This is a genomic window from Streptomyces sp. NPDC025721 (assembly GCF_055558595.1).
Map to the genome: position 1 here is coordinate 30041 of NZ_JBVHMF010000019.1, position 23786 is coordinate 53826.

Genomic DNA, 23786 nt, shown 5'->3' on the forward strand with positions numbered 1-23786 from the left:
TGTCGATCACAGCATCATCTCGGCTCCTGGGGTACGGGGACCGTCCCCGGGACAGCGCGGTCACACCCCTCGCTCCCGCGTCTTCGGCATACCCGGCACAGCTCCCGTGAATCATCGCGCGCGTCACGGCAGAGCCAGTTCGAACCAGACGGTCTTTCCGAACGGTCCGTGACGCGTTCCCCAGCGCCGTGAGGCCCGTGCGACCAGTTGCAGACCACGGCCGCCCTCGTCCTCCAGGGTGGCGATCCGCTCGCGCGGCGGGTCCGGCAGCGGGTCGGAGACCTCCACCAGCAGCGAGCCGCCGCGCACCATCCGTACACCGATCGGTCCGTGCGCGTACCGCAGCGAATTGGTGACCAGCTCGCTGACCAGCAGCATCGTGACGTCGGTGAGCTGCGCGAGACCCCATTCGACCAGGGTGTCACGGACCCGGCGGCGCGCCAGCCGGACGGCGCTGGGCTCGGCGGGGAACGTCCAGGAGGCGGTTGATCCGGCGGGCAGCCCGCCGAGCCTGGCCATCAGCAGCGCCACGTCGTCGGGCTCGCGGCCCGGCTGCATGATGGCGAGCACGTCGTCGCAGGAGTCCTCCAGTGAGGGCAGCGGGCGGCACAGCGTCTGGCGCAGCCGTTCCAGGCCCTCGCCGATGTCCTGGCCGCGGGTCTCCACCAGGCCGTCGGTGTAGAGCACGAGGACCGTGCCGTCGGCGACCGCCAGCTCCGTGGTCTCGAAGCGTACGCCGCCGACGCCCAGGGGGACGCCGGAGGGCAGCTCGACCAGTCGGGCATGGCACTCGTCCGGGTGGGCGCCGGGTTCCTCGCCGCCCGGCGCCCGCGTGACGGGTTCGACCAGGACCGGCGGCAGGTGGCCCGCCTGCGCGATGGCGATCCGGCGCGTCGAGGGGTCGTAGACGGCGTAGACGGCGGTGGCCATCCAGCCCTCGGCCTGGCCCTGCGCGAGGTCGTCGCCCAGCTCGTTGACCCGGCGCAGCAGCTCGTCCGGCGGCATGTCGAGCCCGGCGAGCGTCCGTACGGCGGTACGGAGCCGGCCCATGGTGGCCGCCGCGCCCAGGCCGTGGCCCATCACGTCGCCGACGACGAAGGCGACCCGGCCCCCGGCCAGCGGGATCACGTCGAACCAGTCGCCGCCGACCTCCGCGCCGCTGCTGCCGGGCACGTACCGGAAGGCGACGCCGACGCCGGGGGGTTCCACGACGCTCTGCGGGAGCAGGCTGCGCTGGAGCATCAGGGCGCCCTCGCGCTCGCGGACGTAGAGCCGGGCGTTGTCCAGGGCGGCGCCCGCGCGGTTGGCCAGTTCCATCGCGAGGGCCAGGTCGTCGTGGTCGAACGGCTCGCGCTCGCGGGCCCTGCTGACCACCAGCAGGCCGAGGACGACGCCGCGGGCCCGCAGCGGCAGCACGAGCAGCGAGTGGACGCCGAGCGCGATGGCCGCGCGCACCTTCGGGTCGCCGGGGAAGGTGGTGGCCAGCAGCTCCTCCTCCGAACTCACCATCCTGGGCTGCCCGGTGGTCAGCACCGTGCCGAAGATCGACTTGCGGGTGAAGCGGATCGGCTGGCCGGTCAGGATCATCCGTTCGACCTCGGGCCCCCAGCGCACCGCGCCCGTGCCGAGCTGCCGCATCGGGGTGTTGTCGCCGTACGGCGCGGTCGGCAGCTCGCCGCCGTCGGCGACCTCGGCGTGCAGGATCACCCCGGAGTAGTCGCTGAAGGTCGGCACGACGGCGGCGGCCAGCGCCTCGGCGCACCGGCGGACGTCCAGCACGTTCGCGATCCGGGTGCCCACGTCGTTGAGCAGCGCCAGCCGCCGCCGGGCCCGCTCGACCTTCGCGGCGGCCTGCACGCGCTCGGTCACGTCGATGACGGTGGCGCTGATCCCCAGCACCCGCCCGGCCCGGTCGACCAGCCGGTGGTACGACAGCGAGCGGTGGCCGCGGCCGTGCGGCGCGTACGTGACCAGGTCGATCACCGGCCGCCCGGTGGCCAGGACGTCCCGCTGGAGCGCGGTGAGGTCGGCGGCCGACCGCTCGTCCAGCACCTCCCGCACGGTGTGGCCGATGTGGTCGGCGACGGGCCTGCCGTTCATCGCCGCCAGCGCCTCGTTGAGTCGTACGTAGCGCAGGTCGCGGTCGAAGATGGCGACGCCGAGGGGTGAGGAGTCGAAGAGCGAGTCGAGGGCGGCGAGGTCGTGCTCCAGCGTCCGCAGGCGGCTCGTCTCGACCATCGAGGCCAGGACGAAGGGGCGGCCGTCGCCGTCGACCAGCAGCGAGGCACGGGTCTCCACCTGGACGGTGTGGCCGTCGCGGTGCCGCAGCGAGAGGATGCCGTCCCAGCGGCCCCCTCGCAGCAGGTCGGCGAGGATCTGCTCGGCGGGGCTGGGGTCCGGCATCCGCGGGATCTCGTCCGGCCCGCGCCGCGGGGACTGTCCCGGCGGGCTCTCGGGCGGCCCGAACAGCCCGCCCACCCGGCGGCCCACGATGTGCTCCCCCGCCCAGCCCAGCACTTCCTGTGCCAGGGGGCTCCACAGCAGCACCCGCCCCGACGTGTCCAGCATGACGACCGCCACCCGCAGCGTGTCGAGCAGCGTCCCCGTGCTCTTTCCCCGCCCCTCACCCCACGACTCCGGATCGGGATCCATATCCGGATGATGATGCCGATGCGGCCGCCCCACCCCCGGCTCCCCCTCCCCGGCCCGGTGGCTCTCCCCCGCCGGGGGGCTCTCCCCTGCGGGGACCTGGCCGCCTGCGGCGGGAGCTTGTCCGCCTGCGGCGGGGGCTGGGCTGGCCTCGGCGGGACCGCCACCGGCGGGAGCCTGGCCGCCTGCGGCGGGGGGCTGACCGCCTTCCTCGGGACCGCCTGCGGCGGGGTCCGGGGCGCGGTTCGGGGACGCCTCAGGGCCATCGCCGCCGCTGGCGCTCATGCGTCACCCCCGACCGGGTCGGGCCGGTTCCGCCCCGGCCACTGTCAGTGGGAATTATCCCTCTTACCCGATATTCCCCCAAACACCCCGATACCGCGCGGGCCACGGGGAGACGGCGCAACGGCCGGGGTCGGCCGGGAGGCCGGGGCCAGCGGGAAGCGCGCGGCGCGGCGCGGGCGGCGGAGGCGGCCGGGGTCCGGGGTCGGCCGGAGCCGGGAGCGCCAGGCGCGGCGGGGGCGAGGCCAGCGGCACGGGAAGCGCCTGGAGCGGCGCTAGCGACGGGAGCCCGAGGTCGGGAGTCGGCCGGGGCCGGCTGGAGGCCGAGGGTGGCCGGGTTGGCCAGGCGCAGGCGCCAGATGCGACCAGGGGTCGGGGTCGGTGGCACGGAAAGCCCCGGGCGCGGCGGGGTCCGCGCCGGGGCAGGTGCGGCGGGGTCCCGCCGGGGGGCAGGTGCGGCGAGGGCGGGCCGGGGGGCGGGCGGGGCCGTCAGGCTAGGGCTAGGGCTTGGGTGAGGGCGGCGGCCAGGGCGGCCGGGCCCTGGACGTGGGCGAGGTGGCCCTGGCCCGGAATGACGTGGACGCGGGCGCGGGGCATGGCGCCCGCGATGCGGGCGAAGGGCTCCCAGTAGGGCCCGACGCCGTCGTCGTCGCCGCCGACCAGCAGGGTGACGGGCATGTCGAGCTTGCCGTAGGAGGCCAGGTCGGCGTGGTGCTCGTTCAGGGCGGTCAGCTCGCGCCCGAGCGGCGCGGCGAGAGGCCGCAGCACCTGCCAGGCCGGGCTCCGGCGCAGCTCGGCGACGTACTCGGCGGAGAATCCGGACACGTCCCGGTTGACGATCTCCACGGCCCGGTCCAGGTCACCGGCCGCGTCGGCCGCGCGCAGCGAGTCCAGCACCTGCGCGCCGAAGGGCCGCACCACCGGCTCGTAGAGGGTCAGGGAACGGACGCCGGAGTGCCGCGTCGCGGCCTCCAGCGCGATCAGGCCGCCGTAGCTCCAGCCGAAGAGGTCCACCCCGCCGTCGCCGCCGCCGTGCCGCCCGGCCACCTCGTCGAGCACCCGCCGCAGATCCGCGACCTCGGTGCCGACCCCGTATCCGTCACCCAGCTCACCGCTGGGCCGTCGGCCGCGCCGGTTCAGTACGTACACCGGCCGGCCGGCCGGAAGCGCGTCCACCACCGGCTGCCACGACACGGCGTCGGCCATGACCCCGGGAACGATCAGCAGCGGCCTGCCCTCGCCCACCCGGTGGCCGAGCACCAGCACCACACCGTCGCGTTCCACCTGCACCAGCATCGAATCCCCCGTCTCGGTCGCGGACACCGAAAAACCCTACCCTCAGGCCGTCAGCCGACCAGAAGGCGTGTCGCCCACTCGACCGCCGGGCGGTCCTGGTCGAGCCAGTCGACGTCGGAGGTCTGCGCGGGGAGCAGCCAGCGCAGCTCGTCGTGGTCCTGGAGGGGGCGGGGCGTGCCGCTCACCAGGCGGGCGGTCCAGACGTGCAGGGTGAGGCCGTTGGCCAACGGCCAGGCGCCGGGGACGCGTTGGAGGGGCTCCACCGTGACGCCCAGCTCCTCGCGCAGCTCGCGCACGAGCGCGTCCGGCGGGCTCTCCCCCGCCTCGACCTTGCCGCCCGGCAGTTCCCAGCGTCCCGCCAGCGCGGGCGGCGCGGTCCGCCGCGCGGCCAGCAGCCGTCCGGCGTCGAGCACGGCCCCGCCCACCACCACACGTTCGGTCATGCGACGCAGGATACGTAAGACGGAGACCCGCGACCCGCACAGCGCGCGGCGCGAACCCGTTACGAGGACTGCACGGCGCGCGGCGTCAACCGCTCGATCACGTAACGCCGTTGCTGCTGGTCCCGGTTGAGGCCGGGACCGTTCAGCGTGGCCGCGACGCGCTCGGCCTCGGCGCGGGTGGCGTAGCGCCCGACCCGGTACCGGTTGCCGCTCTCGTCCTGCCGTATGAGGAGCCATACGAGGTCGGTCGTCATCAGCTCAGGCCCCCTCAGGCGAGGTCGCGGCAGCGGAACCGGCTTCCAGGTCCGCCAGGTGCGCGACATTGTCCCGGTCGTCCGCCGCGTCGCTCGCGGCGCTGTCGAACCAGGCGTCCAGGATCTCGGCGAGTACGGCGCCGGACACCGAACGCAGGCTCAGCGCCAGCGCGTTGGCGTCGTTCCACCGGCGGGCACCCCGCGCGGTGTACGCGTCGGCGCACAACGCGGCCCGGACGCCCGGGAGATTGTTCGCGGCGATGGACGCGCCGGTGCCGGTCCAGCAGCAGAACACCGCCTGGTCGGCCGCGCCCTCGGCCACCGCGCGGGCCGCCGCCTCCGCGCTCCAGGCCCAGTCCTTGCGGTCTCCGGGGCGCAGTGCGCCGTAGGCGAGCACCGTGTGACCACGGTGACGAAGCTCGTCGACGACCTGCCTGGCCACCGGTTCATCCATGTCCGAGGAAACGGCGATGCGCATATGCCCGACCCTACGCCCGAGGTTCACGGCGCGGGCACGGAATGACACGAAGAGGTACCGTTCCGGCCAGGTGTTCGACCAGAAGTTGACTGTAGGTCACACGTGTCCGACGCCCCCGGCGGTCACGCCGGGCGCACGCCGGAGTGGGCACCAGCGCCCGTACCGCCCGGACCATCCGTACCGCCAGGCTCCGTAAGGGAGTTGACGGCGGGTCAGCGTACCGGCAGGTGGTAGACGGCCCGGTACCGCTCGGCCGGGATGATGACGTCCGCGGTCTCCACCGGCTGCCCCGAGCAGTAGTACGTGCGCTGGATCTCGATGACGATGTGCCCCGGCACTCCGCCGAGCGCCGCCGTCTCCTCCGCGAGCCCCGGCCGGGCGCCGACCTCCTCGGCCATGTGGTCGACCACCAGGTCGATCGCCGCCATCCGCTCCACGACGCCCTGGCCGCCGACCGGCCCTTCCTCCGGCAGCAGCACCGGTGTGCGGGCGGTCAGCGCCAGCGGCTCCCAGGAGGTGGAGAGCATCGAGGGCTCACCCTCGGTGCGGAAGAGGTAGTGGGTGCGCATCACCCGGTCGCCGGGCTCGATCCGCAGCCGCTCGGCGACGGCGGGCGAGGCGTGGTCCTGGACGCTGCGCGACTCCCAGGTGCCCTTGCACCCCTCGTCCCCCTGCTCCTGCCGGAACGGGCTGGCCGTCCCGGCGGGCCGGTAGCCGCTGCGGACGATGCGCCGCGGCCTCGGCCGCTCCCGTACGTACGTGCCGGAGCCGGACCTGCCCTCCACGAAGCCCTCGGCCATCAGCACCTTGCGCGCTTCGAGCGCGACGGTGTCCGAGACCCCGTACTCGGTACGGATCCTGGCCTGCGAGGGCAGCCGCGCGTGCGGCGGGAGCGTCCCGTCGAGGATCTTGCGCCGCAGATCCTCGGCGACGCGAAGGTAGGCGGGCTGCTCACCGAAAGGCACGTGCCCCTCCCAAGGGGTTGACTGTCTGCGACAGCTTGACAACCGTCGGTGCCCGTCCGCAAGCCCTCCCCCGAGCATCACACTCCGAATCCGGAGTTGGTGCCTCCGTCCTTCACCGAGCCGGTCATCGAGCCGTGCGTGGCGCCGAAGAAGCAGGTCACCTTGTGGTCGCCGCGGCGCCAGCCGTCCGCCGGCGGCATGTAGTAGTAGACGTCGGCGCTCTTCTCCCAGGGCGTGCCGTCCGCGTAGTCGTCCGCGTAAGAGGCGCACTTCGACTCCGCGACGGCCGAGATGCGATCCGTTCCGGGGTAGCCGCCGTCGTCCGCCGCGTCGACGGTGAAGATCGCGTACGCCTCCGCGTCGTGCTCCTCGGAGCAGTCGACGACGTCCACGGTGGTGGAGCGCGCGCCGTCGCCGCCGTAGTCGCCCAGCGAACTGTCGACCGTGTTGAAGCACTGGCCGACCCTGATCCGGTCGACGCGGGTGTTGCCGTCGTCGAAGGCGCCCGCCACGCCGAGCGCGATGAAGACCGCGAGAAGCACCGTGGCGACGCCGTTGAGGATCAGGCCCGCGACGGCCAGTCCCTTGCCGCGCTCGCCGCGCTTCTTGATCTGGCTGAGCGCGACCAGGCCGAAGATCACCCCGAGGACGGGGATGCAGGTGAAGCCCACCACGAGCGAGGCGATGGCCATGCCGTTGGTGTTCGCCTGCGGGTTGTACCAGCCGGCGGTCTGCGGATAGCCGGGATACGGCTGGGGACCGTACGGATTCTGCCCGCCGTACGGATTCCCGCCGTACGGGGCCTGGCCGCCGTGCGGACCCTGACCGCCGTAGGGAGGCTGCCCGGAATACGGGGCCTGGCCGGGATACGGGGCCTGCCCGCCGTAGGGCGGCGCGGAGCCGGGGGGCTGCTGTCCGCTGTAGGGCGGGGGCACGGAGCCGTAGGGGCCGGGCCCGCCCGATGACGGGCCGCCGTACGTCGGCTGTCCCGGACCGCTGTACGGCGGTCCGCCCTGCTGGTCGTACGGCTTCTGCGGATACGAGGGCAGTCCGGCGTACGGCGAAGTGGGGGCGTCGTGCGGCGGCTGGGACGGGGGCGCGTCGTCGGAGGACGGCGGAGGCGGGGGCGGCGGCGGTATGTCCACTGGGGGATCCTACGGTTCTGCGCCGACGGGTTGTGAACGGGTTGTGCCGTCCCCCTTGACCCTCATTGGTCCAGACCAATACCTTCACGCGCATGCGTCGAAGAATTCTCGGCCGTATGGCCGCAACCGCAGCCACCCTCTCCCTGGTCGCCGTCCTGCCCGCCGTCACGGGCGGCTCCGCCGCCCAGGCGCACGGCCGCGACGACCACGGCTCCTCCGCCTCGTCGTACAAGAGCGTCGGCTACTTCACCCAGTGGGGCGTCTACGGACGCGACTACCAGGTGAAGAACGTCCAGACCTCGGGCACCGCGGCCAAACTCACCCACCTCAACTACGCGTTCGCCAACATCGGCGCCGACGGCAAGTGCTTCGAGGCCAACGTGGCCGGCGAGGGCGACGCCTGGGCCGACTACCAGCGCCCGCTCGACGCCGCCTCCTCGGTCGACGGCACCGCGGACACCGCCGAGCAGCCGCTGGCGGGCAACTTCAACCAGCTCCGCGAACTGAAGGCCGCCAACCCGAAGTTGAAGGTGATGATCTCGATCGGCGGCTGGGGCTGGTCGACGCACTTCTCCGACGCGGCCCGCACCGCCGCCTCGCGCAAGGCGCTCGTCGCGTCCTGCCTGGACATCTTCGTCAAGGGCAATCTGCCGCTGCTCGACGGCAAGGGCGGCCCCGGTTCGGCCGCCGGGCTCTTCGACGGCGTGGACATCGACTGGGAGTGGCCCGGCTCCTCCGGTGACGTCGACACCGTCTACCGGCCCGAGGACAAGCGGAACTTCACCGCGCTCGCGGCCGAATTCCGCGGCCAGCTCGACGCGTTGGGCCGCAAGGCGCACAAGCACTACGACCTGAGCGCCTTCCTGCCCGCCGCACCGGCCAAGATCGACGCGGGCTTCGAGGTCCGGAAGATCTTCAAGTACCTCGACTTCGGCACCGTCCAGGGCTACGACTTCCACGGCCCCTACGAGGCCACCACCAACCAGCAGTCCGCGCTCAAGGCCCCGCGCAACTCGCCCGTCCCGCACGACTTCAGCGACACCCAGGCGGTCGGCGACTGGCTCAAGCGCGGCGCACCCGCCCGGCAGCTCGTCCTCGGCGTGCCCTTCTACGGCCAGGGCTGGACCGGCGTCCCCGACGGCGGCACCGCGGGCCTCTTCCAGCCGTCCACCGGCCCCGCCCCCGCCACCTGGCAGGCGGGCAACGAGGACTACCACGCCCTCAAGGCCCTTGCCTCCTCCGGCACTTACACCGTCCACCGGGACGTGCGGAACGGCTTCGCCTGGCTCTACGACGGCACCAACTTCTGGACCTACGACGACCCGCAGGTCATCGCCCAGAAGACCGCCTACATCAAGCGGGCCCACCTGGGCGGCGCGATGGTCTGGTCCCTGGACGGCGACACGGCGGACGGCGAGCTGATCAACGCCGTTCACCAGGGCCTCGCCGCGCACCTCCGGTGACCCGGACCCCCAAGTGGCCACGACCCCCAAGTGACCCGGCTCCTCGGGTGACCCGGCTCCTCGGGTAATCCCGCCCCTCACGCCCGGTGCTCCCCAGCCCTCCCTCTCCGCGGGGGAGCACCGGGCCTCCCCACGCGCGGCGGATACGTCAGCCGCGCGCGGCGGAGGCGGCGGCCCGTTTGGCGGCCAGCTTGGCCGCCTGCATGTCGCCGACGACCTGCGTCACCATCCGGACGGACGCGGCGTCCAGCACATTGCCGAACTCGACCACCTCGACCCGCTCCTCGAAGCGCGCCTTCAACTGCGGCATGTCGCTGGGGATCACGACGAGGTCGAGGTCCCCGACGTCCTCCCCCTCGTCCCCGTGCAGCACCCTGACATTGCTGATCCCGGACTGCGTCAGGGAGTCCCGGATGCTGACGGCCTGGCCGTAGGTGGAGTAACAGATGCCCACCGTGCCGCTCCTGGCGGCGGAGGCGATCCGCACCAGCGTCTGCACATGCGGCGCGGCGACGATGGCGACCACCTCGGTCGGCTCCCCGCGCCACAGCCGCCGCACCTCGGCCAGATGGAAGAACGTGGTGAGGGCGAGGTCGTCGTGCTCCTCCTCGGGCGAGAAGTCCCCGAGCACCAGGGGCTTGACCTTGAGACCGAGGTGCAGGCCGAGTTCGCTCGCGAAGTAGCCTGCCCGGTCGGCGTTGCACTCCACGAACGCGACCTTGAGGACGTCGTCCTCGGCGCGCAGGGCGAGGCTCGTCACGAGTGACTGGATCTCGACGGCGGACAGGCCGAGCGCGACGCACTCCCTGGCCGCCGCGTCCAGTACCGCCCACGCCCGGTCCCTGGCGGGCGAACTCGTACGCGCCAGGCCCGTACCGACCACGGTCGTCCCGCTGCGGCCCCGGCTCTCGACCAGGCCCAGCTCGCTCAACTCCGCGTACGCGCGGGCCACCGTGTTGCGGTTGATCTGGAGGTTGTCGGCCAGCAGCCGGGCGCTGGGAAGGGTCTGGCCGACCGCGAGATCGCCGGTCTCGATCATGAACGACACCTGGGTCACGATCTGCCGGTAGATGGGTACGTCCGAGTGACGACTCACCTGCACGTCGCTGTCCACCAGGTGCCCGGCCTCCCCCGTTGCGCATCTCAGCCAAACCACCTTATCCACGCGGGAGGCAGTCAAGCATGCCCCGTGCGCCCTCTTGTCTTCGGCTTGAATTGGCCCAACCGGCTAGGCAGAAAGCACGTCAGGCCGCCCCGCCCCGGCGGAGATCGACAGCGCCCGCACCCCGCTTCGCCTGCGCAAATGCACTGCAACAGCACAACGGGACATATATCTCTGGCCGTCGCCCGTCCGTGTATCGATGGGTCTAACATCGACCCACCAGGGTAGGCAGTACCCCGCCGCCGAGTGACGGCCCCGGTCGCGCCGGCCTGTGGCGCCCACCCCCATCCGCGACGGGAGCGATGAGTGACCCTTCTCGTTCGAGCCCACGGCACCGGCGACCGACGCGGGGCCGGACGTCCCGGCGCCCGGGGGAACCGCACCCGCTCCCGAGGACTCATCAATAGATGATGCGCATATCCCCCACACCCCTGCCGGCCGACTCCCACGGGTACACGCTGGCGGCCCGCAGGAGAGCGGTGTTCACCGGCAGGACCGCGGAACTGCGGCTGCTGCGGGACCTGATGCTCAGCGACCGGCGCTCCTGCTTCGTGGTGTGGCTGCACGGCATGGGCGGCTTCGGCAAGAGCAGCCTGCTGCACCGGTTCGCCGACGAGGCCGAGGCGCACGGCAGGACGGTCCGCACCGTCGACATGCGCGCCACGGCCGCGACACCGGAGGCGTTCCTGGCCGCCCTCGACGCGCAAGGCCCGTCGCAGGAAGCCCAGTTGCTGCTCATCGACTCCGGTGAGGCCCTCGGGCCGCTGGAGCAGTGGCTGCGGGACGAGTTCCTGCCGCGGATGCCCTCGCACCTGTTCCTGGTGGTCGGCAGTCGGCGGCCCCCGTCGGCCGAGTGGCGGGCCGACGTGCAGTGGTGGCAGGCGCTGCGCAGTGTCGAACTGCGCGGCATGGACACCGCGGAGGCCACGAAGCTGCTGCGCAACCGGGACGTGCCGGAGGCGGACATCCCCGACATCGTGCGGGCCGCGCACGGCGTGCCGCTCGCCCTGGCGCTCTTCGCCGACGCGCGCGAACGCGCCACGGACTCCGTGGAGCCGCGCACCGCCTGGGAGTTGGCCGACTCCCCCGACCTGGTGGGCGAACTGCTGCACCTGCTGCTGCGCGAGAGTCTGTCGCCCGGTCAGGCGGAAGCGCTGCACGTCCTGGCGCTGGCCCGGGTCACCACCGAGGACCTGCTGCGGCACACGCTCGACGTGCCGTCGGCGGAGGCCGGAGAGCTCTGCGCCTGGCTGCGCGGACTCTCCTTCGTCCGCAGCACCGCCGAGGGCCTGGTCCCGCACGAGCTGGTCCGCGAGGCGCTCCTGGTCGAGCTGCGCTGGCGCGACCTGTCGGCGTACGAACGGCTCTTCACCCGGCTGCACGCGCATCTGGCAGAGCAACTGGCGTGCCGCACGGGCAGCCGCTGGGCGTTCGGCGCGGGCCTGGCCTATCTGGGGCGTTCCGGCCGCTTCCCGCGGGAGACGGTCGACTGGCGCGGTACGGACCGGCTGCGGCTGCGCACCGCCCGCCCGGAGGATCTGGACGAGGTGCTGGCCGCGATCGGCAAGGAGCACGGCGACGAGGCCGCCGCTCTGGCCCGGCAGTGGTGGGACCGGCAGCCGGGCGCCTTCTGCGTCGCCGAGGACGGCCGCCGCGGCGTCACCGCCGCCCTCGTCGCGCCCTGCCTGGACCCGGGGGCCACCGGGCTGCCCGACGACCCGACGGCGCGTGCCGCGCTGGAGTACACCGCCGGCCGCCGGCCGCTGCGGCGCGCCGAGCGGCTGCTGCTGGCGCGGTGGAGCACCGGCGGCGCCGCCGCCGCGGCCTTCGCGCTGACCACGCTGTGGGCGACCACACCGAACCTCGCGGTGAGCTGGACCTGCGCGGCCCCTGACCGGCCGGGGCTCGCCTCGCTGCTCGACCTGTACGGGCAGCAGCGGGTGGCACCAGCCGAAGGACCGTACGGCGAAGGGGCTTACGGCGAAGGGGTGTTGGCCTTCGTGCAGGACTGGCGCAGCGCGCCCTTCGACCGGTGGGCGGTGGATCTGCGGGTCCGGCTGCTGGCCGACGAGCCCGCGCCGGGCCCGGCGCCGGTGACCGTCACCGCGGAGGCCGCCATGCCGTGGCCGGAGTTCGCCGAAGCCGTCAAGCACGCCTACCGCAGCCTCCAGGACGCGCGGCAGCTCGCGGAGAGCTCGCTGCTCGGCACCCGGCTGGTGGCGCCGGACGGGGACGCGGCGGCGCTGCGCGAGGTGCTGACCGAGACGGTGGCGTACCTGCGCGCGCAGCCGGGACGGCGGCAGTTGGGCAACGTCCTGGAGATCACGTATCTGAGCGGGCCGCGCAGCCAGCAGGCCGCCGCGAGCCGGGCGGGACTGTCCTTCAGCACCTACCGGCGCCGCCTGTCCACCGCGCTGGCGACGGCGGCGGAGGTGCTGCGCGAGCGCGAGCTGTACGGGTCGGCGCCGCGGTGAGCCGCGCCCGTCCCGGCCCGCGTGAGCGGGCGGCGCGAACGCATCTGCGTACCCTGCCAGTTGGACCTTCCGCGAGTGGGGAGCGGCGTTGAGCGAGAGTGACCACGACGAGGCGAAGCGGCGGCAACGGGCGCGGTTCGTCGAGGCGTTGGCGACGCACACCCGTCAGCCCGGCGAGCACTCGCGTGTGGGCAGCAGGGTCGCGGGCGCCGTGGCCGTACTGGCCCTCGTCGCGGGCGCCACGCTGGGCATCGGCGCCTGGCGCAGCCACCAGGCGGACGAGCACGACAAGAAGCGGGACCTGGCGGCCCAACGGACCGCCGCGTACAAGAACATCGCGCACTCCGCGTCGCCGTCGCCCACCCCGAAGCCGACGAAGACCGTGCCGAAGCGGACCGGGAAGCCCGTCCCGCACACCGCCTCGCCCAAGCCGCACAGGACCCCTTCCAGCACGCCGACGCCGAAGCGGACGGCCGGGTCGGGCGGCAAGGACCCGCGGGCGCTGACCGCGCACGACCGCAAGGTGCTGATCATGAACGCCTACAGCGGGATGTGCGTCGACATCCCCTACAACGGACCGGGCCAACTGGGCCTGGAGATCGACCAGTACCACTGCGACGGCACCGACCAGGACAACCAGTTCTGGAACATGACGGTCAAGCTCCCCGCGAGCGGTCCCGGCGGCACCGATCTCGTGCAGTTCTCCAACACGATGGATGGTCTGTGCATCGACCCGCCGGAGCGCGGGGCGCAGCCGTCGGGGACCGAACTGTCCGAGGCGAACTGCACCGGGACGCTGGCGGACAACCAACTGTGGTGGCTCGCCCCGGCCGGGGGCGACACCGTGTGGATACGCAACTACGCGAGCAACCATCTGTGCCTGCGCGTCGAGGGCACCGACAAGAAGGCACCCTCCGCCCGGCTCATGATCGGCTCGTGCGGCACCGACGACGACAGCCGCTGGCGGCTGCTCGGCTGACCCGGACCGTCGGCGGACGGCCGGCGTGCGGCCGTCCCCTGCCCGCCGGCGCCCGTCAGACGGTGAACCGCACCGCGTCCAGCCAGCGCGTCTCGTCCAGCGTGCCGCCGAAGATGTAGTTGTCAGCGGTCTGCGGAGTGTCGCAGGCCATGCTGCCCCACGGTCCGCCGCGGCTGTACGTGTTCTGGCAGACGGTGCCCGTCGCCCTGCCGACGCTGATGCCGAAGCCCGAGATGTTGGGCGCGTCCTGCCTGGCCGCGCCGAGGGTCAGATCGGCGCCGTCCTCCACGGTGACCCACGACTTGTTCACCCACCCCTTCGCCTGGAAGTAGGCGTTGGCGGAGGTGCCCTTGGTGCCGGACACGGCGATCTGAATGGCCTTGATGCTCCGCGCGTCCACCTCGGAACCCGCCACGGACCCGTCGCAGACGGCGAGTTGCCAGCCGAAGGTCGCCACGTAGACCCGGTAGCAGATGTGGCGGCCGGGTTCGCGCGCCGCCAGCCGGAGGACCGTGGCCGAGGCGGTCCTGTCGTCGCCGGGCATCTGCGGGCCGGGGCCGAGGTACGGGGTCGTCGCCTTCCTCGTCGGTGTCGCGGTCGGCCGGGCCGTCGGGCTCGGCGGCGCGGGCGGGCGCGGCGCCACGGCCTTGGTTCTGGCCTTGGGCTTCGTCGTGGGCTTGGCGGCGGGCGACGCCGAGGACTTCTGGGGAAGGGGGATGTGCGGGACGGTCGCGGGCGGGTCGGTGATCCGCCCGGCGGTGCTGGCCGCCGTCGTCAGATGGTCGTTCTTGTGCCCGGAGCCGCTGGTCGCCCAGGCCACCAGGGGCACCGCGAGGATGACCACGCCGACCACGCCGACGGCGGCGAGCAGCGGCTTGCGGGACGGGCCGGAGGGCGGTCCCTCGGCCGGGAGCGCGGCTCCGGGGCCGGTCTCGCGGGTGAGTTCGCGGGTGGCCTTCGCGTCGGGGGTCTCGGCGGGTGTTTCGCCCGCTTCGGTGGTGGGGGCCGAGGCGGTGGTCGGGGCGGAGGCCGAGGCGGTGGTCAGCGCCGTGGTCGGGGCGGAGGCCGAGGCGGTGGTCAGCGCCGTGGTCGGGGCGGAGGCCGAGGCAGGAGTCGGGGCCGGGGCAGGGGTCGGGGCCGGGGCCGGGGTCTCCTCGGCCGATCCCTTTCCGGGCAGCGTCGGCTCCTCGGACGTACCGCCCGCCTCCGCCGTACCGCCCGCGGCGGGCTCAGGCCGCGCGGCGGCGGCCGTCACCGGGGCGGACGACGTACCCGGGCGCGAGGAGGTGTCGGGGGCCGGGGGCGCCGCCGCGCCGGTGGTCCGCGGCACCGCGGGCGTCAGCGCGTCGCCCGGATCGGCCGCCACGGGACCCAGCGTGACCGCCCGGCGCACGGACGAACCGCCCCTGGAGGAAGCCGAGTTCGCGCCGCCTTCGGTGGCGCGGGGCGTTCCGTCGGGGTCGGGTCGGGTCTGACGGCTGCTCATGGTTCTCCTTCGGCCTGGTGGTCAGTCGGTCGTGCGGCGCGGTGTCCTGCCCTGCGTGCCGGCGGGCGTGCGGCCCGGATGTGCGGTGCGGGCGGCTACCCGCTGCCGCCCACGGGCCCGACACAGCGCTCGGGCCAGCTCCGGCCCTCCTCGGCGGGCGGACCACCGGCGAGCGCGTCCTTCAGTTCGGCGAGCGCGGTGAGGTCCCGTGGGCTCAACTCCCGTGCTCCGTCCATGTACGTGGTCGCGTGCACGGGCAGTTCCCGCAGCAGTACGACCGGGGTCCCGGCGGGTGCGGTCCACGTCCCCAGCACGCGGAATCCGGTGCCCGGCGCGAAGACGATCTCACCGTCCGCCGCCGCCAGATCACCCACCTCGCGGCCGGTCGTCGACCAGATCGCGTAGCGCACGGCGGTCCCGCCCGCCGCCGGAATCCGGGCCAACGCCCCTATCGGCGCCGGGTCCTGGAGCAGCGCGCCCAACCTCGGCTCGGCACCGCCCGCCGCGCCGCCGCGCAGGGCCACGCCCCGGTACGACGGCAGCCGCCGCAGCCCGGACGCCACGCACCCGGCGTACGCCTGCGACCGCGCCTCGCCCGCCCGCAGGCCCCGCGCCAACTCCCGCTGGCTCAGCGGCCCTTCGTCAGCCGACAGATACGCGCGCACCGCGACCAGATCGAGCCGCGCCGCCTCCCGCTCGTCCCCGCGCAGCGCGAGCTTCCGCTCCAACAGCCCGTCCACGGCTGCGGCGTGCCCCTCCCAGCCGTCCCCCACCAGCTCGCGGAACGCCGCCCGTTGCGCGGCGGTGCTGACGTGTCCGGGCAGCACGAGGCGGGGCTCCTCCCGCCTGACGGCCAACGGGGCCGGTGGCTCGGGCTGTTCGGGCCGTTCGGACTGTTCGGGCTGAGCGACCTGAGCGACGGGTGCGGGGTCGGGCTCGGGGGTGGGGTCAGGCTCGGGGGTGTGGTCAGGCTCGGGGTCGGGTGAGACGACGAGTGCGCGGACGAGTGCGGAGCCCCGCAGGGGCGCGGTGATCGCGGGTGCCGACCGCGTCGGACCGTGTCCCCGGCTGTTCGTGCGAGGGCCGGGGGCGACCGTACGGGCCGCCTCGGCCGTACCGTCGGGCCGTTCACCGCCCCGCTCCCCCGGAGCGCCCGGCGCGGAACGGTCGCGCGCGGCGACATCCGTCTCCGTCGTCGGCGTGCGGACGAGCGTTCCGTCGCCGCCGCTGTCCCCGGCCGGGGACGCGCTGTCGGTGGGCACGCTCGCGGCGGCCGGACGGCGTACCGGCTCCGCCCCCGGCGCCGGAGCCGGTGCCGTACCAGTCAACTCCCGGACAGCGGGCGGTCGTTCGCGGGGAGCGTCGGGCGGTACGGCCACGGGCGCGGGTGGGCGCGGGGACGCTGCCGGTCCCGGGCGGTCCGGTCCTGGGCGGTCCTGATTCGGGCGGTCCTGATTCGGGCGGTCAGGTCCCGGACGGTCCTGGTTCGGGCGGGGCGGGGCCTGCCAGGGGGGCGGGGCCGGGCGGGCGGCGGTGACGTAGCGGATGCCGCGTACGCCGTGTTCCGCCGCCAGACGGCGCAGTTCGGCCTCGCCGCTGGTGAGCCGTCCTCGCACGAGGAGGGTGGTCCTGGCGCGGGCCGTGGCGCCGAGGCCGGTGAGCAGGCGGGCCAGCGCGGTGAGCAGGGAGGCGTCCAACCGCTGTCCGGGCGCGCAGAGTTCGATGGCGCAGGTCTCGGGGTCGACGGCGGTTCCCACGAGCGGGGGGCGGGGCGTGCCCTGGGCCCACAGGGCGAGGCCGGAGCGCGTCACCGTCGCCTGCCAGCCGTCCGTGAGCCGTACGGTGCCCGGTTCTGTGCCGCCGGGGAGCCAGTCGGGCGGGAGGCTGCCGAGCAGCCGGGGCAGGGGCGTTCTGCCCCGCGCGTCGGTCGGGAGGCACGCGACGGCGGTGACGTACGGCTGCCAACTCGGTTCGCCGTCACGGCCGATCAGGGTCGGGCGGGGTACGGCGCCGGGCGGCGCGTGGTCGGCGAGCAGCGGCAGGCCCGTCAGGACGTCGACCCGGCTGTCCAGCGTGTCGGCGACCGTGTGGGCCAGACGCAGCAGGTCGGCCTGTCCGCCGGGTGCGAGGCACACGCGGGCGCGGTGTTCCGCCGGGAGCGCGGACAGGACGGCGGCGACCTCGTCGGCGGCGACGTCCTCCGCGTGCGGGGCGCCGACCAGCACGACGGCGTGCGCGGAGTCGAGCGGCACCGCGAAGCACAGGTCGTCGGGGCGCGGCCCGGGCGCGTCGGCGGGGCGGATCACCAGGCCCGCCGGAATCTGCTCGACCACGCAGCCGCCCGATGTCCGCGTGGGCACGCGGCCGACGGCCTCCTGCCAGGCCGGTGCGGGCGCGCGGGGGCCCAGCTTCCGGGGCGCCTCGCCGGGCGCGAAGCGCCACCAGCCGCCCTCGGGACGGCCGTCGCCCCGGACGAAGAGGCTGCCGCCGGGCGTGATGAGGACGACGCCGTCCGGCGCGAACACCTCGAAGCCCCAACCGTCGGCGATCCTGCGGGCGGTGCCGGGGCGGCCCGGCCGGTCGTCGCCCGCGCCGGACAGGACGAGGCGGACGCGGCGGGTGCCCTGCGCGCGCAGCGAGTCCAGGAGGGTGACCAGGCGCGGCCAGTGGCCGCCGCCGTTGCCCTGCCCCGCGCCCTCCGAGCCGACCATGACGGTGACGATGTCCGCCTCGGCGCCGAAGGTGTGGGCCACTTCGGCCAGGACGGCCATCGGGAAGGAGTCGTCGTCCACCGAGCGGACCAGGAGGACGCCGTCGATGTCCTCGACGAGGGGGGCGGGGACGGACTCCGCCGCACCGGCGCCGCGGCTCGTACCGGCCGTAGCGCTCGTACGGGTCGCGCCGCCCGTACCGCTCGCGCCGCCGCCCTTGCGGGACAGGCGGGAGGCCCAACGGCTCATGCCTGGCCCTCCCCGTGGTCCCCGTACCGTGCCGTCGTGCGCGACGGCGACCGCGGCCGTCCCGCGCCCTGCTGGCTCATCACTGTCCTCGTTCGGTGAGTCGTTCCCGGCCGGTCACGCGAGCCTGCGTGCGCCGGCGGGTCTCCGCGGACCGGGCGGATGCGTCCTCATCTCGTGCCACGAGAGACCGGCCCGCGCGGTGTCAGCGCGGGAGCGACGGGACAACGATGTCCGTCACCTCGCGCCGTACCGGACGCGTACCGCTCGCGGACGTGTGGGAGACACCCCACCACCTGCCCTCCCCTGCCCAATCCCGGCCGACCGGAACGACGTTGCTCGGCGGCCGGTGTACTGCCTATCCCTGTGGAGCGATAATCGGCCCTATTGGTTGGGTCATTCAGGCATCCAGATATATCAGACCCCAATGGCACCACGGTGTCGGACCGGCCAACGCCGCGTGGCCGCCCACCGTATGACCCGGCCGGGAGCACGGCGGCCGACCGCGACCGACGGCCCGGCCGGCCTTCCGGCCCTTCTCCCGCCTGCCGCTCCGGACGCTCAGCACGGGGCCCGATCGTGCTCAGACGGTGACCAACCCATGCTCAGCCACGGGGAATCGGGGATCGCCGTCAGTAACATCGCGTCCCGTCCCCCGCCTCCCGCACCCGAGTGCCGTCCCCGGCTCCCGTGACCGTCCACAGGAGAGGTCCGTGTCAGCGGCATTGCCATGCCTATTGACCTGTTTGGCGAGAAGTTAATTCGCTCCGTCCCGGCCGAGGAGCAGTTCACGTATCCCGTGAGCGTCGTTCTCTCGCTGCACCGCGAGCGGACCCCGGCCCTGCTGCGCGCCCTGCGCACCCACCACGTACTGCCCGCGCTGTGCCACCCCTGGGGCTCGGAATCCGCCTACCGCACGCTGCTGCGCAGGGCCGGGACCCCCCTCGCCGTGCTGGACGTCCCGAGCCCGCGCGGGACCGGCGATCTGGGCCAGCGCGTCCACGCCCTCAGCCATCTGTCGTCCGTGGTGGTGCTGGTGCCCGACCGTACGGACTCCGCTGACCTGCTGCTGGCCGGCGCCGCCAACGTCATCCCGCGCGACGCGGACCCCCGTGAACTGGCCGGCCGCATCCTCGCCGAACGGCGCTGGCTCGACACCAGGTCCTCGCCCCGCCGGCCGCCGGACGCACCGCGCCACGGATCGCCGCGCCCCCAACGCGGCACCCAGCAGGTCCTGTTCGACATCCTCCGCACCACCGCGCGCCCCTGGTGCTGCCACGACCTGTGCCTCCTGCTCGGCACGGCCGACGAGCCGATGACCCGCCGCGCCTTGCAGGCCCGGATCGTACGGCTCAACGAGCGGTTGGCGCCTGACGGCATATCAGTCGACTGCGCCTCCCAGTGGGGCCGCACCACCTTCAGGGGCCTCACCGCCGAACCGCCAAGAGCGGAAGCCCCATTGAGGCCCGCGTGAGGCCCTGACGTCGCGGCCCAGGCGGGCAAGGACGATCCCTCCCTGCGTAATCTCGCGGGTTACGCCTTCCTCGGCGGGGTCTTCTTCCTGGTCTCCGCGCTGCGCCTCAAGCGCGCGGGCTCTCCCGCCTGAACGCCCCTGGCCGGGCTGCGCGTTGGCGTTCCCGCCCGTTTTCCTGACGTCGCGTCGTCGTGGCTACGCGTCGTCGTGCCGTGCGGCCAGGATTCCGATCAGCCGCGCCCGTTCGGCCCCGGTCGCCCCCGGCAGCGTGATGCGGTCCCCGCCGACCTCCCACACGACCGTCGTGTCCGGCCGTTGCCGCGCCAGCCAGCCGCTGACCGCCGTGATCAACCTCGTCAGCACCCCCCCCGACGCCGCCGGCGTGATCACCAGCGCCGCCCACGAATGCGCGTCCCCCTTCGCCCCCTCCGGCGCCGCCCCGCCCCGCGGGCGCACCTCCCGTACCCCGTCCTCGTCCCCCGCCAGGAGCTCCGCCCTCAACCCCCGCGCGGCCCACTCCACTTCCCCGCCAACCGCCCCGTCCCCCGGCACCACCCGCACCACCACTTCGACGCCCAACCCGCCCAATCCCCCAGAGGCGCTGTTAACTTGCGCTCATGTCCCGCTCAGACGACCTGCTCCGCCGGATCGCCCAGGACCCGGCACTGGCCGCGACGTTGGCGTGGCCCGGTGACTTCGACATCGAGCGCCGGGATCCCGTCGAGGATCTCGTCCTGCCCACCGGCATACCGCTGCACGCGATAGCCGGTTGCGGCGCCGGGGGCACGTACTTCCTGTGCGGGGACGCCGATACCGAGACGCGGCCGGTGCTGTACGCCGACTCCGAGGGCGGCGCCACGCTGATCGGTGACGACCTCGCCGAGGCCGTCACGCTCATCGCCGTGCTGCCCTTCTGGCGCGACCTGGCCGGCGGCTTCCCGATCGGCGAGCTGGCAGCCGAACGCCGCGCGGACCACCCCGACTTCGACGCCCGCCGCGACCACCTCCTGGCCGCCCTCGCGCTCCCCCCTCTCACCGCGGAACAGGCCGCCATCCGCCTGTGCACCACCGCCGCCCGCACCACCCCGCATTACCTCCCCTACGTCCCCGCCCCCGACCACCAGCCCTACGCCCCCCTCTTCCCGCCGCCCGGAGCACCGTCGTGACCACGGCCTTCCGCCGCTGATCAGAAGAGACGGGCCCGCACCGGCCGGGTGAGGTGGTCGAGGATCCGGCGCAGCCACGGCCTGCGGACGGCCGGCAGCCGGACGAGGGCGTACTCGAAGGCGTTCTGGTCGATCCGGAAGGGCGTGCCGGGGTGGGGCGCGAGCGGTTCGTCGCGCAGGACACCGTCGGGCATGACGCCGGACGCGATGAGGGGCAGGGGGGCCGGTTCGGGAAGGGCCAGGGAGAGCCAGACGCCGAACGGCAGGGGCACGCACTGAGCGGAGGCGTCCGGGCTCCAGATCTCCCCCGTCTGCGGGTGGGTGGGGACGAAGAGGATGTCGGCGTCCGCGCCGGACAGTCCCGGTACCGGTCCCGCGAAGTCGGCGCGCAGGGCAGCCGGGCCTGCGGGAAGCAGCGCGTCGAGGGCACGTTGGAACACGTCGCTGGCCAGGCCGTTCGGGAGTGCCACGGTGCGACCGCCCGAGGCCACCAGCAGGTGGGCGAGCGCACGGCCGGCCGCCGCCTCCCACTGGGGGTTCCACGACCACCGGTGATACAGCCCACTCGATGATCCCCACGCGGTGATCGGTACGACCGGCGGCGTACTCCGCCCGTGCGCCGCCAGTTCCCCCCAGGACAGCGGTACGGCGTCGTCACCGTCGACGCGCACCCGCCGCACAGCGTCCGGAGCGAGCCACACCGCCTGCCAGAGCGAGCAGTCGTCGATCCGGGTCGCCACGGGCAGGCCGCACACCTCGCACACCATGTTGGGCCCGTCGCCCCCGGCGAGGCCGCAGCAGGCGCTCCCGTTCTTCTCCGGGACCAGCAGGGTGCCGCGGACGTCTCCGGGTGCGATGACAACCGCGCCGGGCACCCCGTAGGACAGCCCGGTGACCGGCGCGTAGACGCCCCGGGCCGCCGCCTCGTCCGGATCGATCTCCTCCCACCCCCGCCACGGCTGCCCGCTGGGCTCCGGGTCCACCGCGAACGTGCCCTGCGCCATGAGCACCGGGAGCTGCACCGCGTTCCCGGACTTCTGATACGCGTGGACCGGCAGCTCGACCTGCGACACCGGCGCGGTCACCTCACCGCCACATCCCGCACACGCGAAAACGAACAACCGTCCTCCCCCCTGCAAAACAGCCGCATCGTCGCATGACAGCGGCGACCGCCCCACCGGTTTTCCGCGCCGCTACGGCCGCCATGCGGTGATGCTCAGCCGGCCCGACAGCACAAGCGGCCTACGGGAGGCGGGAGGGGATGACCTTTTCGGCCTCAGCCGAGCCGTTGCAGGCGAAGGGCACGCGGTGCGCGAGGACGTCCCGGATGCCGCGCTGCAACGCGCCGCCCCGGGCCGCTGGAGCCCTCTGCACCGCGACTGGGGAACCAAGGTGGCCAAAAAACTTCTGCCAGGCGCCCTGCTGGTTGGCTGTGCGGTCGGAGCAGGGCAGTATCGATGGAACTAAAGAAGGCCAACCGTATGGAAAATAAGCAAAGCAGAAGTCAGGGGAGGTGGCGGGTGAACGAACCTCTGAATTTCATCGGGTTCACCTGCTGCATGGTGTCCATGGTGGTCATACGGGCAGCGTGGCCGCGTTCTCCCGAGTGGGTACCTCCGCTTGCCTCAGTGGCGATTGGCTACGTCTGCTGGTTGACGTATCGCCTACTGAGAAGGAGAGGGGAATGAAAGAAGAGCGAGAATTCGGAACTCTCGACGAACGGACCCGCGCCGCCGTCGGCAAGGCGTACGCGGACAGCCCCGACGAGGGCGACGAGATGTCGGTACGCCTGCGGATTCGGTGCGGGCCCTGAGGCCGCGCACCTCCTCCGCCGCAGTTCAGACGGCCCTCCGCGCAAGCGGCTACACGTTAAAGCGGAATTCGACCACGTCGCCGTCCTGCATCACGTATTCCTTGCCCTCCATGCGGGCTTTGCCCTTGGCGCGGGCTTCGGCCACGGAGCCGGTGGAGACGAGGTCGGCGAAGGAGATGACCTCGGCTTTGATGAAGCCCTTTTGGAAGTCGGTGTGGATGACGCCGGCGGCCTCGGGGGCGGTGGCGCCGCGCTTGATGGTCCAGGCGCGGGATTCCTTGGGGCCGGCGGTGAGGTAGGTCTGGAGGCCGAGGGTCTCGAAGCCGACACGGGCGAGGGTGGCGAGGCCGGGCTCCTCCTGGCCGACGGACTGGAGGAGTTCGAGGGCTTCGGCGTCGTCGAGCTCGACGAGGTCGGACTCGAGCTTGGCGTCGAGGAAGATCGCCTCGGCGGGGGCCACGAGGGCGCGCTGCTCGTTCTTGAAGTCCTCGTCGGCCAGCTCGTCCTCGTCGACGTTGAAGACGTAGAGGAACGGCTTGGTGGTGAGCAGGTGCAGCTCGTGGAGGAGGGTGCCCTGCTCGGTGCCCTTGGTGATGCCGCGCGAGAAGAGGGTGTCACCCGCGGCCAGGATCTCCTGGGCGGCCTCGGCGGCGGCGAGGACCGCGGCCTTCTCCTTCTGGAGGCGGGCCTCCTTGGTGAGGCGCGGGATCGCCTTCTCGACGGACTGGAGGTCGGCGAGGATCAGCTCGGTGTTGATCGTCTCGATGTCGTCCTTCGGCGAGACGCGGCCGTCGACGTGCACCACGTTGTCGTCCTTGAAGGCCCGGATGACCTGGCAGATCGCGTCGGACTCGCGGATGTTCGCGAGGAATTTGTTGCCCAGGCCCTCGCCCTCGGAGGCGCCGCGGACGATGCCCGCGATGTCCACGAAGTCGACGGTGGCGGGCAGCACCCGCGCCGACCCGAAGATCTCCGCGAGCGTGCCGAGGCGGGCGTCGGGGACGCCCACGACTCCGACGTTCGGCTCGATCGTGGCGAACGGGTAGTTGGCCGCCAGCACGTCGTTCTTGGTCAGGGCGTTGAAGAGCGTCGACTTGCCGACATTCGGCAGACCGACGATTCCGATGGAGAGCGACACGTGGAGACTTCCCGGAGCGGTGGGCTGGTGGGTGTTCGGACGGCCACCAGTCTACGGGCCGCCGCCGTACCGCCCGGCCGCCCGTCGAACACGGGCCCGAGGACGTCACCGCACCCGGTACGGGGACCGCTCCGAGGACGCGCGCGCCAAAAAGCCCCGCCC

Annotated in this window: 19 protein-coding genes; 6 read left to right on the plus strand and 13 right to left on the minus strand. The window is 73.5% G+C overall.

What is annotated here, in order from left to right:
• Positions 1–123 precede the first annotated feature (123 nt).
• From ACZ4EF_RS24470 to ACZ4EF_RS24500, 7 genes are all read right to left on the minus strand, one after another.
• On the minus strand, positions 124–2652 hold the full coding sequence (locus ACZ4EF_RS24470; RefSeq protein ID WP_467506391.1) for a SpoIIE family protein phosphatase: 2529 nt from the start codon (positions 2650–2652) through the stop codon (positions 124–126).
• A 768-nt stretch (positions 2653–3420) separates the two neighbouring features.
• A complete protein-coding gene (locus tag ACZ4EF_RS24475) occupies positions 3421–4254 on the minus strand; it encodes an alpha/beta fold hydrolase (RefSeq protein ID WP_467506392.1) in 834 nt (277 codons plus the stop codon).
• A gap of 23 nt (positions 4255–4277) precedes the next feature.
• The gene (locus ACZ4EF_RS24480) at positions 4278–4670 is read right to left on the minus strand and encodes a (deoxy)nucleoside triphosphate pyrophosphohydrolase (RefSeq protein ID WP_355348313.1); all 393 of its coding nucleotides are present in this window, start codon (positions 4668–4670) and stop codon (positions 4278–4280) included.
• 59 nt (positions 4671–4729) lie between these two features.
• The gene (locus ACZ4EF_RS24485) at positions 4730–4924 is read right to left on the minus strand and encodes an SPOR domain-containing protein (protein ID WP_355348316.1); all 195 of its coding nucleotides are present in this window, start codon (positions 4922–4924) and stop codon (positions 4730–4732) included.
• A 4-nt stretch (positions 4925–4928) separates the two neighbouring features.
• Entirely contained in the window at positions 4929–5402 is a 474-nt protein-coding gene (locus ACZ4EF_RS24490) for an RpiB/LacA/LacB family sugar-phosphate isomerase (protein ID WP_467506393.1), read from the minus strand.
• Between the two features lie 212 nt (positions 5403–5614).
• Complete coding sequence (locus ACZ4EF_RS24495; RefSeq protein ID WP_355348321.1) at positions 5615–6367, minus strand: GntR family transcriptional regulator; 753 nt, start codon at positions 6365–6367, stop codon at positions 5615–5617.
• 77 nt (positions 6368–6444) lie between these two features.
• On the minus strand, positions 6445–7512 hold the full coding sequence (locus tag ACZ4EF_RS24500) for a DUF4190 domain-containing protein (protein ID WP_467506394.1): 1068 nt from the start codon (positions 7510–7512) through the stop codon (positions 6445–6447).
• Between the two features lie 92 nt (positions 7513–7604).
• On the opposite strand from ACZ4EF_RS24500, the gene ACZ4EF_RS24505 reads away from it, so the two are divergent.
• A complete protein-coding gene (locus tag ACZ4EF_RS24505; RefSeq protein WP_467506395.1) occupies positions 7605–8975 on the plus strand; it encodes a glycoside hydrolase family 18 protein in 1371 nt (456 codons plus the stop codon).
• A gap of 148 nt (positions 8976–9123) precedes the next feature.
• On the opposite strand, the gene ACZ4EF_RS24510 is transcribed toward ACZ4EF_RS24505, so the two are convergent.
• A complete protein-coding gene (locus ACZ4EF_RS24510) occupies positions 9124–10071 on the minus strand; it encodes a GntR family transcriptional regulator (protein WP_355348329.1) in 948 nt (315 codons plus the stop codon).
• 473 nt (positions 10072–10544) lie between these two features.
• Between ACZ4EF_RS24510 and ACZ4EF_RS24515 the strand changes: the two genes are divergently transcribed.
• Together ACZ4EF_RS24515 and ACZ4EF_RS24520 are read left to right on the plus strand one after the other, a co-directional pair.
• Positions 10545–12611: an ATP-binding protein gene (locus tag ACZ4EF_RS24515; protein ID WP_467506396.1), complete on the plus strand. Its 2067-nt coding sequence runs from the start codon at positions 10545–10547 to the stop codon at positions 12609–12611.
• An 88-nt stretch (positions 12612–12699) separates the two neighbouring features.
• The gene (locus ACZ4EF_RS24520) at positions 12700–13590 is read left to right on the plus strand and encodes an RICIN domain-containing protein (RefSeq protein WP_467506397.1); all 891 of its coding nucleotides are present in this window, start codon (positions 12700–12702) and stop codon (positions 13588–13590) included.
• Positions 13591–13645: 55 nt separating this feature from the next.
• On the opposite strand, the gene ACZ4EF_RS24525 is transcribed toward ACZ4EF_RS24520, so the two are convergent.
• Positions 13646–15076: a hypothetical protein gene (locus ACZ4EF_RS24525; RefSeq protein ID WP_467506398.1), complete on the minus strand. Its 1431-nt coding sequence runs from the start codon at positions 15074–15076 to the stop codon at positions 13646–13648.
• A 95-nt stretch (positions 15077–15171) separates the two neighbouring features.
• The gene (locus ACZ4EF_RS24530; RefSeq protein WP_467506399.1) at positions 15172–18036 is read right to left on the minus strand and encodes a hypothetical protein; all 2865 of its coding nucleotides are present in this window, start codon (positions 18034–18036) and stop codon (positions 15172–15174) included.
• 727 nt (positions 18037–18763) lie between these two features.
• Here ACZ4EF_RS24530 and ACZ4EF_RS24535 point away from each other — a divergent pair.
• Entirely contained in the window at positions 18764–19507 is a 744-nt protein-coding gene (locus tag ACZ4EF_RS24535) for a hypothetical protein (protein ID WP_467506400.1), read from the plus strand.
• Positions 19508–19702: 195 nt separating this feature from the next.
• Here the strand turns inward: ACZ4EF_RS24535 and ACZ4EF_RS24540 are convergent, their stop codons facing one another.
• On the minus strand, positions 19703–20074 hold the full coding sequence (locus ACZ4EF_RS24540) for an effector-associated constant component EACC1 (RefSeq protein WP_467506439.1): 372 nt from the start codon (positions 20072–20074) through the stop codon (positions 19703–19705).
• A gap of 50 nt (positions 20075–20124) precedes the next feature.
• Between ACZ4EF_RS24540 and ACZ4EF_RS24545 the strand changes: the two genes are divergently transcribed.
• Positions 20125–20673, plus strand: a complete 549-nt coding sequence (locus ACZ4EF_RS24545) for a hypothetical protein (RefSeq protein WP_467506401.1) — start codon at positions 20125–20127, stop codon at positions 20671–20673.
• Positions 20674–20693: 20 nt separating this feature from the next.
• Here the strand turns inward: ACZ4EF_RS24545 and ACZ4EF_RS24550 are convergent, their stop codons facing one another.
• Entirely contained in the window at positions 20694–21794 is a 1101-nt protein-coding gene (locus ACZ4EF_RS24550; protein ID WP_467506402.1) for a hypothetical protein, read from the minus strand.
• A 563-nt stretch (positions 21795–22357) separates the two neighbouring features.
• Here ACZ4EF_RS24550 and ACZ4EF_RS24555 point away from each other — a divergent pair.
• On the plus strand, positions 22358–22486 hold the full coding sequence (locus tag ACZ4EF_RS24555; RefSeq protein WP_401312967.1) for a hypothetical protein: 129 nt from the start codon (positions 22358–22360) through the stop codon (positions 22484–22486).
• 49 nt (positions 22487–22535) lie between these two features.
• Here ACZ4EF_RS24555 and ychF read toward each other — a convergent pair whose 3' ends face one another.
• Positions 22536–23624 carry a redox-regulated ATPase YchF gene (ychF, locus tag ACZ4EF_RS24560; RefSeq protein ID WP_355347978.1) on the minus strand — a complete coding sequence of 363 codons (1089 nt, stop codon included), beginning with the start codon at positions 23622–23624 and terminating at the stop codon, positions 22536–22538.
• Positions 23625–23786 lie beyond the last annotated feature (162 nt).